Annotated in this window: 10 protein-coding genes; 2 read left to right on the top strand and 8 right to left on the bottom strand. The window is 53.7% G+C overall.

What is annotated here, in order from left to right; genetic code table 11:
- Positions 1–24: 24 nt before the first annotated feature.
- From lspA to ribF, 3 genes are read right to left on the bottom strand one after another with little or no spacing between them, the layout of a single operon-like run.
- Positions 25–525 carry a signal peptidase II gene (gene lspA / locus DFO56_RS09440; RefSeq protein ID WP_020456499.1) on the bottom strand — a complete coding sequence of 167 codons (501 nt, stop codon included), beginning with the start codon at positions 523–525 and terminating at the stop codon, positions 25–27.
- On the bottom strand, positions 525–3,341 hold the full coding sequence (ileS, locus tag DFO56_RS09435) for an isoleucine--tRNA ligase (protein ID WP_045509997.1): 2,817 nt from the start codon (positions 3,339–3,341) through the stop codon (positions 525–527). The genes lspA and ileS overlap by 1 nt, the downstream gene beginning before the upstream one ends.
- Before the next feature lie 45 nt (positions 3,342–3,386).
- On the bottom strand, positions 3,387–4,328 hold the full coding sequence (gene ribF / locus DFO56_RS09430; protein ID WP_020456497.1) for a bifunctional riboflavin kinase/FAD synthetase: 942 nt from the start codon (positions 4,326–4,328) through the stop codon (positions 3,387–3,389).
- Between the two features lie 326 nt (positions 4,329–4,654).
- Between ribF and rpsT the strand changes: the two genes are divergently transcribed.
- Positions 4,655–4,918, top strand: coding sequence for a 30S ribosomal protein S20 (gene rpsT, locus DFO56_RS09420; protein ID WP_003856458.1), 264 nt, complete (start codon positions 4,655–4,657; stop codon positions 4,916–4,918).
- 47 nt (positions 4,919–4,965) lie between these two features.
- Here rpsT and nhaR read toward each other — a convergent pair whose 3' ends face one another.
- From nhaR to dnaK, 4 genes are all read right to left on the bottom strand, one after another.
- Entirely contained in the window at positions 4,966–5,865 is a 900-nt protein-coding gene (gene nhaR, locus DFO56_RS09415) for a transcriptional activator NhaR (RefSeq protein ID WP_045510002.1), read from the bottom strand.
- Between the two features lie 21 nt (positions 5,866–5,886).
- Complete coding sequence (gene nhaA, locus DFO56_RS09410; RefSeq protein WP_020456495.1) at positions 5,887–7,050, bottom strand: Na+/H+ antiporter NhaA; 1,164 nt, start codon at positions 7,048–7,050, stop codon at positions 5,887–5,889.
- 165 nt (positions 7,051–7,215) lie between these two features.
- Positions 7,216–8,361, bottom strand: coding sequence for a molecular chaperone DnaJ (gene dnaJ, locus DFO56_RS09405; protein ID WP_017457872.1), 1,146 nt, complete (start codon positions 8,359–8,361; stop codon positions 7,216–7,218).
- An 85-nt stretch (positions 8,362–8,446) separates the two neighbouring features.
- Positions 8,447–10,360 carry a molecular chaperone DnaK gene (dnaK, locus tag DFO56_RS09400; RefSeq protein WP_045510005.1) on the bottom strand — a complete coding sequence of 638 codons (1,914 nt, stop codon included), beginning with the start codon at positions 10,358–10,360 and terminating at the stop codon, positions 8,447–8,449.
- A 295-nt stretch (positions 10,361–10,655) separates the two neighbouring features.
- Here dnaK and satP point away from each other — a divergent pair, with 295 nt between their 5' ends.
- Positions 10,656–11,222, top strand: coding sequence for an acetate uptake transporter (satP, locus tag DFO56_RS09395; protein ID WP_020456493.1), 567 nt, complete (start codon positions 10,656–10,658; stop codon positions 11,220–11,222).
- A gap of 42 nt (positions 11,223–11,264) precedes the next feature.
- Here the strand turns inward: satP and DFO56_RS09390 are convergent, their stop codons facing one another.
- Positions 11,265–12,572, bottom strand: a complete 1,308-nt coding sequence (locus DFO56_RS09390; protein WP_045510007.1) for an MFS transporter — start codon at positions 12,570–12,572, stop codon at positions 11,265–11,267.
- Positions 12,573–12,633: the final 61 nt, after the last annotated feature.

Genomic DNA, 12,633 nt, shown 5'->3' with positions numbered 1-12,633 from the left:
TACCGGGCCTACAAAGCGGTTGGCTTATGCTTGTTTCTTCGCGACCGTTGAGGGCAGGAAACCTTCCAGCACAATCAGCGCCGCGCCAATACAAATTGCGGTATCGGCAAGGTTAAAGGTAGCAAAATGCCAGTCGCCCATATAAAAATCGATCATATCGACGACAAAGCCATGCCACAGACGATCAAACAGATTACCCAGCGCGCCGCCAATAATCAGCGCATAGGCGATATTGTTCAGTTTTTGCGAGGCCTTAGCGCGATACATCAGCACCGCCAGCACCACGCAGATACCGATAGCGATACCCGCGAAGAACCAGCGCTGCCAGCCGCCGCTGTCCGCCAGAAAACTGAATGCCGCGCCATAATTACGCGCGTAGTGCAAATTAAGCGACGGGAACAGCGACACCGTATCCCCCAGAGCAAAATTCTGGAGGATCAGGTATTTGCTGCCCAGATCGATAATCAGCACGACCACCACCAGCCACAGCCAGCGCAGCCCTGTTGAAGAGATCGATTTACTCATCAGGCAAACTTACGTTTTTCGCCGTCACCGGCGACGTTGCTTACACAGCGTCCGCAAATATCTGCGTGTTCCGCCACCTGACCGACATCGGTGGTGTAATGCCAGCAGCGCGGGCATTTCTCACCTTCGGCTTTGCTCAATGCGACTTTCAGCCCTTTGAGCAGCTCGCTCTGCTGTGCATCCGCAGAAGCGCTGGCATAATCCGCAACTTTTGCGCCGGAGGTCAACAGGACAAATCGCAATTCCGTGCCCAACGCCGTCAGCTTCGCTGCCAGTTCCGGCTCGGCAAACAGCGTCACCGCCGCTTCCAGCGACCCACCAACTTTCTTGTCGGCGCGCGCCTGCTCGATAACCTTGTTCACTTCGCCACGCACTTTCAGCAGCTCATCCCAGAAGGCATCATTCATCGCTTCGCTGTCAGCCAGGCCAAACAAACCTTCATACCATTCACCGGTGAACACATATTTCTCGCGGGAACCTGGCAGATAACCCCAGATCTCATCAGCGGTGAAAGACATGATCGGCGCCATCCAGCGCACCAGTGCTTCACAGATGTGATACAGCGCGGTCTGGCAGCTACGGCGCGCCACGCTGTCCGCTTTCGCGGTGTACTGGCGGTCTTTGATGATGTCGAGATAGAACGAACCCATTTCGATAGAGCAGAAGCGCATCAGGCGCTGTACCACTTCATGGAAGTCATAGGATTCGTAGGCTTTAACGATGTCTTCTTGTGCCGCTTTCGCGCAGCCAACGGCCCAGCGATCCAGCACCACCATCTCTTCCGGTTTCACCATGTCTTTTGCCGGATCGAAACCGTTCAGGTTCGCCAGCAGGAAGCGCGCGGTGTTACGGATACGGCGATAGCTGTCGGCAGCACGTTTCAGGATCTCATCGGAAACCGCCATCTCACCGGTATAGTCAGTAGAGGCCACCCACAGACGCAGAATATCCGCGCCGAGTTTGTTCATCACTTCCTGTGGTGAAACGGTGTTGCCGATGGATTTGGACATTTTGCGTCCCTGACCATCAACGGTGAAGCCGTGCGTTAACACCTGCCTGTACGGCGCTTTGCCTTTCATCGCTGTGGAGATCATCAGCGAGGACATAAACCAGCCGCGATGCTGATCCGAACCTTCCAGATACATATCTGCTGCATGGCCGGCGAATTCCGGGCGCACATCGACAACAGAGGCGTGGGTTGAGCCGGAGTCAAACCAGACGTCCAGCGTATCCGGCACTTTCACATAGTTGTCGGCATCGTCACCCATGATGTCGCGCGGGTCGAGATCCCACCATGCCTGAATACCGTCAACTTCAACGCGTTTGGCGACTGCTTCAATCAATTCCAGCGTGCGCGGGTGCAGCTCTTCGGTATCTTTATGCACGAACAGCGACATCGGCACACCCCAGGTGCGCTGGCGAGAAATACACCAGTCCGGGCGGTTAGCAACCATCGATTCGATACGCGCCTGGCCCCAGTCCGGGATCCACTGCACGCTTTTGATTTCACTCAGCGACTGCGCGCGCAGCCCTTTCTGATCCATGCTAACGAACCACTGCGGCGTCGCGCGGAAGATGATCGGCGACTTGTGACGCCAGCAGCACGGGTAGCTGTGCTGCATTTTTTCAACGTGCAGCAGCGCGCCTTTTTCAGTCAGCAGCGCCACGATGAGATCGTTCGCTTTAAAGACGTTAACGCCATCCAGCGTCGGATAAGTCCCCGGCAGATATGTACCATCCGGGCCAACCGGGTTGGCGATTTCCAGACCGTATTTCAGGCTAATGGTATAGTCATCCGGGCCGTGACCACCTGCGGTATGCACCGCGCCGGTACCGGCTTCCAGCGTGACGTGATCGCCAAGGATCGCCGGAACGTCGAAGTCGAGGAACGGGTGCTTAAAGCGCATCAGTTCCAGTTCGGAACCTTTTACCGTACCCAGCACCGAATAATCAGCAACGCCGATGCGTTTCATCACACTATCGACCAGATCTTTCGCCAGGATCAGCGCCTGACAGTCAATCTGCACCAGCGCATAGTCAAACTCCGGAGAAAGAGAAATTGCGCGGTTCGCAGGCAGCGTCCATGGCGTGGTGGTCCAGATAACCAGCGAGATTGGACCATTAACGGTAGCGGCACCAAATTTAGCTTTCACTGCGTCCTGGTCGACCGCGTGGAACGCGACATCAATAGACGGGGAGGTTTTGTCGTAGTACTCCACTTCCGCTTCCGCCAGTGCGGAACGGCAGTCGACGCACCAGTGCACCGGTTTGGCACCTTTCAGCAGATGACCGTTGCCGATGATTTTACCGAGCGCGCGAATGATATTGGCTTCGGTTTTGAAATCCATGGTCAGGTAAGGGTGCGACCAGTCGCCCAATACGCCAAGGCGGATAAAGTCTTTACGCTGGCCATCAACCTGCGTGGCGGCGTACTCGCGGCATTTAGCGCGGAATTCGGCTGCGGTAAACTTCTCACCCGGTTTGCCATATTCCTGCTCTACTTTCAGCTCGATCGGCAGACCGTGGCAATCCCACCCCGGAACATAAGGCGAGTCAAATCCTGCGAGTCCTTTGGACTTCACAATAATGTCTTTGAGAATTTTGTTAACCGAGTGACCAATATGAATGCTGCCATTCGCATATGGAGGGCCATCATGCAGAATGAAGGTTTTTTTGCCTTTTTTCGCCGCACGGATGATGCCGTACAGGTCATCATCAGTCCAACGCGCCAGCATTCCCGGTTCGCGCTTGGCGAGATCGCCGCGCATCGGGAACCCTGTTTCCGGCAAATTCAGGGTAGATTTATAGTCACTCATCAGATTCTCGGTTCCGTATTTCGGTTTGATTAATACCACCAGGCCTTAAGAAGCCGGTTTAGATAGCCCAAAAAAGTCGCGGGCCGCTACCTCATCTCGGGCGATTTGCGCTTTCAGTTCGTCAAGCGAGGCAAATCGCTGTTCGTTGCGTAATTTTTTACGCAGTACTACATCTATATGGCGCCCGTAGAGGTCCATTACAACGTCAAGCAAATGCACTTCCAGCTGCTGGCGCACACCCGCGACCGTTGGGCGAGTGCCAATATTGGCAACGCCGGGAAGGACAGCATCGCCCAGTCCAGCCACTTCGACCGCATACACCCCTTTGACCGGGGAGACCTGACGGCGCAGCGGTAAATTCGCCGTCGGGAAACCAATGGTGCGCCCCAGTTCATCACCGTGCACAACGCGCCCGGAAATGGTAAAAGGGTGACCCAGTAAATTGGCAGCCAGTTCCAGGTTATCTTCCGCCAGCGCCTGACGCACTGCCGTGCTGCTAACACGCACGCCGCCCTGGCAGAAAGTTTGCGTGCTGGTGACGCTGAAACCGTACTTTTCACCGGCCTTCTGTAATAACAAGAAATCCCCCTGGCGACCAGCGCCAAAACGGAAATCATCGCCGACTGCGAGGAATTTCACTCCAAGGCGTTCAACCAGCAAATCGCTGACAAACGTTTGTGCGGTGAGCGCCGCAAAACGGCGATCGAAGCGCACGCAGAGTACGTAGTCCACACCGCAATCGGCCAGCAAGCGCAGCTTTTCGCGCAGGCGGGTCAGCCGCGCAGGGGCTTTTTCCCCGGCGAACAATTCCAGCGGCTGCGGCTCAAAAATCATCACGACCACCGGCAGGCCACGGGCACGCCCTTCAGCGCCAAGCCCTTGTAATAGCGCCTGATGGCCACGATGCACACCATCGAAATTACCAATAGTCAGCACACACCCATGCGGTGCCTGGCTGAGATTATGTATGCCGCGTATCAGCTTCATGTCTGGCTCAAAACAGTGAAAATCGTCGGATTATACCTTGTACAGCGGGCGACGTTAACCGACGATTGCCTTAACAACGCAGAAAGGGGAAGGATTTCATCAGGCTGTCTACCTGTGCCATGAAAATCTGCCTTAGATAACGATTTTTCTGGCGGAAAAGCTGTATTCGCGGCACGCAAGCTGTTAGAATCCTGCGCCATCAATACGTAACGAGCGTTGTACTTTAACGGCGCTTATTTGCACAAATCCATTGACAAAAGAAGGCGAAAAGGGCATATTCCCCGGCCTTTGAATTGTCCATATAGATCATATTTGGGAGTTGGACCTTGGCTAATATCAAATCAGCTAAGAAGCGCGCCGTTCAGTCTGAAAAGGCTCGCAAGCACAACGCTAGCCGCCGTTCAATGATGCGTACTTTCATCAAGAAAGTATACGCAGCAATTGAAGCTGGCGACAAAGCCGCTGCGCAGAATGCATTTAACGAAATGCAACCGATCGTGGATCGTCAGGCCGCTAAAGGTCTGATCCACAAAAACAAAGCAGCGCGTCATAAGGCTAACCTGACCGCGCAGATCAACAAACTGGCTTAATCGCTACGTTGTTGGCTTTGTGAAAAAACCCGCTTCGGCGGGTTTTTTTATTTCTGCCCTGGCGTAAAAAGCGCGGCGTAATCCCGATTGCAGATGCGTTGTACCGCCGGATGCTGAATCATCCGTTCTGCAAAAATGGCGTGGTACTCCTCCATCACGTTTTCCACCCGACCGATTTCTACCATGCGATCGTCAGCATAGAAGTCATCCGCATATAACGTCGGTGCAACAAAAATGGCGTTATGCGCCGCACCAAAGGCTTTCATCAGCGCCGCATCATCAAACTCACCCAATATTTCTACCTGCAATCCCTGCGCGTTAAACCAGTTCAGCAGCTTACGACCAAGCATTGAACGTCGACCAGGTATTAACAGGCGTCTTTCTTCCAGGCAAGCCGGAAACGGTTTTTTGAGCGTCGAATCACTGCACCAGAAACTGACGCTACACTCGCCAATTTTTACTGAAAACAGCCCTTCCTGCTGCGTGGAATCGATAGGACAGTCGGAGATAATCATATCAAGCTGATGCTGGCTCAACTGTTCCAGCAGCAGTTCATGGGTGGATTCAAAACAGCGTAAGTGGATCTGTTCCCCCTCCTGTACAACCGCATCGAGAATACCGCTTACCAGCCTTTTCGAGAGCGCATCGGCAACGCCGACATCAAACAGCAGGTTCGACTCTTTGCGGTAGTTAATGATGTCGAGCATCTCCTGGCTCAGGGTAAACATTTTGTCGGCGTAACGGAAAACCAGCGCGCCCAATTCGGTGGGTTCCAGTCCTCTTCCTTTACGCTTGAAAAGCTTGCCCTGTAAGCGATCTTCGAGCGCTTTGATCTGCCCGGTGATAGTTTGTGGCGTCAGGAAGAGCGCCTCCGCCGCACCAACGACGGAGCCTTCCCGATAGACATGCCAGAAGTAATAGAGATGATTGTAATTTATGTACGACATCGCCCTTTGTCCTGCTCGCCGTCAGGTACGAATAATGCGTGTACGCAGCAGACAATAACCGGTTACCGCAGAGAGAATCGAACCCGTCAGGATCCCAAGCTTGCTCCAGGCAACCATCTCCGCATGCGCGTCGCCAAAGGCCAGCGAGGAGATAAATATCGACATGGTAAAGCCGATACCGCACAGCACGCCGACCGCCATAATCTGTTTGAACACTGCGCCTTGCGGTAACCTCGCCAGCTTCAAACGCAGCGCCAGCCAGCAAAACAGCGAGATCCCAAGCGGTTTGCCAATAACAAGACCGGCAATAATGCCCAACGGCAACACATCTCCCAGCCCGGACAGCGACATTCCATGTAATGAAACACCCGCGTTCGCAAACGCGAACAACGGCAGGATCAGCCAGCCAACCCACGGGTTAATCGCGTCCACAAGTTGATGGAGCGGAGAGACACCTTTTTCTTCACGCAGTGGGACAAAGAAACCGACAACCACACCCGCGAGAGTCGCATGCACACCGGATTTCAGCACCGCTGTCCACAAGACAACGCCGACCAGCATGTAAAGGCCAATACGTCGGATATTCAACGCATTCATGATAGCAAGGACAACAATCGCGCCAGCGGCAACGCCCAGCGCCAGTGTTGAGAGGTCGCTGGTATAGAACAACGCGATAATAATAATCGCGCCCAGATCATCAATGATCGCCAGCGCCATCAAAAACACTTTCAGCACGGGCGGAACCCGGTTGCCTAATAACGCCAGCACCCCGAGAGCAAAGGCGATATCGGTTGCGGTTGGAATGGCCCAACCATGGCTCGCCAGGGGGTTATCGTGGTTAAACAGCAAAAAGATCAGCGCCGGAGCCACCATGCCGCCGAGTGCAGCAATTACCGGGAATACAGCCTGCTGGCGGCTGGCGAGCGTGCCCTGAACCAGTTCATATTTCACCTCCAGACCGACCATCAGGAAAAAGATTGCCATCAACGCATCGTTGATCCACAGCAGCATATCTTTTTTGATCTCCAGCGAGCCGACTTTCAGCTCAACAGGTGTTTGCAGAAAAGAGCTGTATAAATCCTGCGTAGCACCGAGGTTGGCGCAGAGCATCGCCAGCGCCGCCGCAATGATCAGCACAATGCCACCCGAGGCATCGCTGCTAAAGAAGCGTTGCAATAATTTCATCTTGTTCTCCGATCCCTGTAACGTCGTGGCGGCTATCTTACTCCGCTCTAATCCTCGACAAAATCAGATTATTGTTGCTGATAGACTCTCTTTTTCCGAGCAATTGAAAAGCGGATAAAAAAAGCCCGGCAGAAGCCGGGCCTGATAACGCATCATGAAGAAGGCTTAACGGGTTAAATCGTCAAAGAATTTCTTCACGCCGTCGAAGAAGCTCTTGGAACGCGGGCTATTATTTTCGCCTGTCGGGCCGCCAAAACTATCCTGCAGATCTTTCAGCAGCTGTTTCTGCTTGTCGTTAAGGCCGACCGGCGTTTCTACAACCACACGACACAGCAAATCGCCCTGTGCGCCGCCGCGAACGGATTTCACCCCTTTGCCGCGCATACGGAACAGTTTGCCCGTCTGGGTTTCGGTCGGTACTTTCAGCTTCACGCGACCATCCAGCGTCGGCACTTCGATTTCACCGCCCAGCGCCGCCATGGCAAAGTTGATCGGCACTTCGCAGTACAAGTTGTTGCCTTCACGTTCAAAGATTGGGTGCTGTTTTACTTGCACCTGAACGTACAGATCACCTGCTGGTGCACCGTGTTCACCCGCTTCGCCTTCACCACTCAGACGAATGCGATCACCGGTATCCACGCCTGCCGGGATTTTAACGGACAGGGTTTTGGATTTTTCGACGCGGCCATGACCGTGACATTTGTTGCATGGATCTTTAATCAGCGTACCCCGCCCCTGACAGTGCGGACAGGTCTGCTGCACGGCAAAAAAGCCCTGGCGCATCTGTACCTGGCCAGAACCGTGACAGGTCGGACAGGTCTGCGGCTGCGTACCCGCTTTCGCGCCGCTGCCGTGGCACACGTCACACTCTTCAAGTGTAGGAATACGGATCTCTTTCGTGACGCCGCGAACGGCTTCTTCCAGCGTCAAATCCATGTTGTAGCGCAAATCCGCGCCGCGCGCCGCGCGCTGACGACCACGGCCACCGCCGAAAATATCGCCAAACACGTCGCCGAAAATATCGCTGAAGTCCGCGCCGCCGCCAAAACCGCCGCCGCCGAACCCACCACCGCCCATGCCGCCTTGTTCAAACGCCGCATGGCCGTACTGATCGTAAGCCGCACGTTTTTGGGCATCGGTCAGGACTTCGTAGGCTTCTTTAATTTCTTTGAATTTGGCTTCGGCCTCTTTATCGCCCTGGTTGCGGTCCGGGTGATATTTCATGGCCAGGCGTTTGTACGCCTTTTTGATTTCACGCTCTTCCGCTGTTTTCGGAACGCCTAAAATCTCGTAATAGTCTTGCTTCGCCATCGGTTTATCTGCCCCTTAACATACGAGCACGGGCGTGGAGAAAACCCCGACGCCCGTGCTGGTTATCTACCCTGCATCAGGGCGATTATTTTTTGTCTTTTACTTCTTCAAACTCGGCGTCAACAACATCGTCGTCTTTCGCGTTGTTCGCAGAAGCATCAGCGCCCGCCTGCTGTTGCGCGTGCTGTTGCTGTGCGATTTCCAGCAGTTTCTGGGAAGCCTGCGCCAGCGTCTGCATTTTCGCTTCGATGTCAGCCTTGTCTTCGCCTTTCAGCGCCGTTTCCAGCTCGCTCAGCGCAGCGTCGATAGCAGTTTTGTCTTCCGCCGGCAGTTTATCGCCTGCTTCTTCAACCTGCTTACGGGTGCTGTGCAGCAGATGGTCTGCCTGGTTACGGGTCTGCACCAGTTCTTCAAATTTACGGTCAGCTTCAGCGTTTGCTTCAGCATCGCGTACCATTTTCTGGATTTCATCTTCGTTCAGACCAGAAGAAGCCTTGATGGTGATCTTCTGCTCGCGGTTGGTATTTTTGTCTTTTGCAGACACGTGCAAAATACCATCGGCGTCGATGTCGAAGGTAACTTCAATCTGCGGCATACCGCGCGGTGCCGGGTTGATACCATCGAGGTTGAACTGACCCAGCGATTTGTTATCAGACGCACGTTTACGCTCACCCTGCAGCACATGGATGGTTACCGCAGACTGGTTGTCTTCCGCAGTAGAGAACACCTGGCTGTGCTTGGTCGGGATAGTGGTGTTTTTGTTGATCAGCGCAGTCATCACGCCGCCCATGGTTTCGATACCCAGCGACAGCGGGGTAACGTCCAGCAGCAGAACGTCTTTCACTTCACCAGTCAGAACACCGCCCTGCACCGCAGCACCGATAGCAACGGCTTCGTCCGGGTTAACGTCTTTACGCGGCTCTTTACCGAAGAACTCGGCCACTTTTTTCTGCACCATCGGCATACGCGTCTGGCCACCGACCAGGATCACGTCGTTGATGTCAGATACGGACAGACCCGCATCCTGCAGCGCAACTTTCAGCGGCTCGATGGAACGGTTAACCAGGTCTTCAACCAGGCTTTCCAGTTTCGCGCGAGTCACTTTGATGTTCATGTGTTTCGGACCAGTCGCATCTGCAGTGATATACGGCAGGTTCACGTCAGTCTGCTGCGCGGAAGAGAGCTCAATTTTCGCTTTTTCTGCCGCTTCTTTCAGACGCTGCATCGCCAGCGGATCGTTACGCAGATCGATACCCTGATCTTTCTTGAACTCTTCTACCAGGTAGTTGATCAGACGGCTGTCGAAGTCTTCACCACCCAGGTGGGTATCACCGTTGGTTGCCAGAACTTCGAAGGTTTTTTCGCCATCAACTTCATCGATTTCGATGATAGAGATATCGAAAGTACCGCCACCCAGGTCATATACCGCGATAGTACGGTTGCCGGTTTCTTTATCCAGACCGTACGCCAGCGCTGCCGCTGTCGGTTCGTTGATAATACGTTTAACTTCCAGACCTGCGATACGGCCTGCGTCTTTGGTTGCCTGACGCTGCGCATCGTTAAAGTAAGCCGGAACGGTGATAACAGCTTCAGTTACCGGTTCACCCAGGTAATCTTCAGCGGTTTTCTTCATTTTTTTCAGCACTTCCGCAGAAATCTGCGGCGGTGCCATTTTGGTGCCTTTTACATCAATCCACGCATCGCCGTTGTCGGCTGCGATGATTTTGTACGGCATGATAGATTCGTCACGCTGGACTTCCTCGTCCTGGAAGCGACGGCCAATCAGGCGTTTGATCGCAAACAAAGTGTTTTGCGGGTTCGTCACTGCCTGACGTTTAGCCGGCTGACCTACCAGAGTTTCGCCATCCTGTGTATAAGCGATAATAGAAGGCGTGGTGCGATCGCCTTCGGCGTTCTCCAGCACACGAGCCTGAGCGCCATCCATAATGGCTACACAAGAGTTGGTTGTCCCAAGGTCGATACCAATAATTTTACCCATCTAAACGTCTCCACTAAAAATTCGTCATCATGTGGTTGTGAACCTGTAATAAGGGCGAAACGTGCGGTTTCAACTACCCTGTATTGTTTTTTTTCAGGCTCACACACTGCGGTTGACTACAAGATGGGGTCGCAAGCTCGCGCATCAAGGGGGAGCGGTAAAAAATTTTTTAATTTACACCTGTTCAGATCATAGACAGGTTCAATGGCGCTATTTATGATGCCGCGCCCCGCCTCCTCAATACCGACGCGGGGCTTTCATTTTCCCTTTTCATATTGATTTATTTTGAGGAATTATGGGCAACACTAAGTTGGCTAATCCGGCTCCGCTGGGCTTAATGGGCTTCGGCATGACCACTATTCTGCTTAACCTGCACAATATTGGTTTGTTCCCGATGGATGTCATTATCCTGGCGATGGGCATTTTCTATGGTGGTATCGCACAAATTTTTGCCGGTCTGCTTGAGTATAAAAAAGGCAACACCTTCGGTTTAACTGCGTTCACCTCCTACGGCTCTTTCTGGTTGACGCTGGTAGCGATTCTGCTGTTCCCGAAAATGGGGCTGGCAGAAGCAACCAACGGCCATTTCCTGGGCGTTTATTTAGGCATCTGGGGCGTATTCACACTGTTTATGTTCTTCGGCACGCTGAAAGGCGCACGCGCACTGCAATTCGTCTTCCTGAGTCTGACGGTGCTGTTCGCGCTGCTGGCAATTGGCCACCTGGCTGATAACGAAGGCATTGTTCACGTTGCAGGCTGGATCGGTCTGGTATGTGGTGCCAGCGCAATCTATCTGGCGATGGGCGAAGTGCTGAACGAACAGTTCGAACGCACTGTGCTGCCAATTGGCGAGAAGCACTAATTTCTATGGATAAAACAAAACGGAGCCATTTGGCTCCGTTTTTTATGATTGCTGTATCGCGCCTTCAGTCACGTTATCCTGGTGATGAAGATCCTGACGCAGCAAAATCCCCAACCCCAGGCCAAGCAGCGACAGCGCCAGCACATACCATGCGGGAGCCATCGGCGAAACGCCCATCAGCATCGTAACGGCAATCGGCGTCAGTCCACCGAAAATGGCATACGACACGTTATAAGAGAATGAAATACCGGTGAAACGCACCTCTGCCGGGAAGGCACGCACCATTACGTAGGGCACCGCGCCCACCACGCCAACGCACAGCCCCACCACGCCATACAAAAGAAACAGCTGCTCAGGATGGCTGCCGACCAGGTGATAGAAAAACCAGCTGGAACAGGCCAGCAGAATGCTGCCAACAATAAAAGTACGACTGGCACCAAATTTGTCCACCAGCAGTCCGGCAGCAAGACAACCCAAGCAGAGCATCACAGTGGCGATACTGTTCGCCTGCAACGTCAGCGCTGGCGCGAAACCATACTGTTTTTGTAGCCAAACCGGCGACATCAGGATCACCACCACAATCCCAGCGGACAACAGCCAGGTCAGCAGCATCGAAACCACCACCGCTTTTTTATGTTTCATTACCACAGATTTGACCGGCAATTCCTGCGCCAACGCTTTTCGCTGCTGGAGCTCAAGGAAAATCGGCGTTTCCTGTAACCAGCGACGCAAGTACATAGCCACCAGACCAAACGCCCCGCCCAACAGGAACGGAATACGCCAGCCGCCATCGTGAATAGCTTGCTGCGTCATGCTGGTGTTTACCAGCGTGGCGACTACAGAGCCGAGCAAAATGCCTACCGTCAGCCCCGCGGTTAACGTCCCACAGGCAATACCAATGCGGCGAGCCGGAACATGTTCGGCCACAAAAACCCAGGCGCCAGGCACTTCACCACCAATCGCCGCGCCTTGCAGCACACGCATTAACAGCAGCAGCAACGGCGCAACAATGCCCATCGAGGCATAGGTCGGCAGCAAACCAATCGCCAGCGTCGGCAGCGCCATTAGCAGGATACTGAGCGTAAACATCTTCTTGCGCCCGACCAAATCGCCAAAGTGCGCCATCACAATGCCGCCGAGCGGACGAGCCAAGTAACCTGCGGCAAAAATGCCAAAGGTCTGCACCTGGCGCAGCCATTCCGGGATATCAGCAGGGAAAAAGAGCTCACCGACAACGGCGGCAAAGAAGACGAAAATGATGAAATCATAAAACTCCAGCGCGCCACCCAGCGCGGCCAGCGTCAGCGTTTTATAGTCTTGTCTGTTCAGAGGGCGTGTATAAGTTGACATAGCGAACCGTTTGTAAAGAGGAAGTGTTAATTTAATTATTACGGATCCTGTAAATTAAAAA

Origin of the sequence: Kosakonia sp. AG348 (genome assembly GCF_003337365.1) — a bacterium.
Lineage (GTDB): Bacteria > Pseudomonadota > Gammaproteobacteria > Enterobacterales > Enterobacteriaceae > Kosakonia.
The sequence above is the reverse complement of the archived record's forward strand: the minus strand, read 5'-3'. Positions and strand labels throughout refer to the sequence as shown.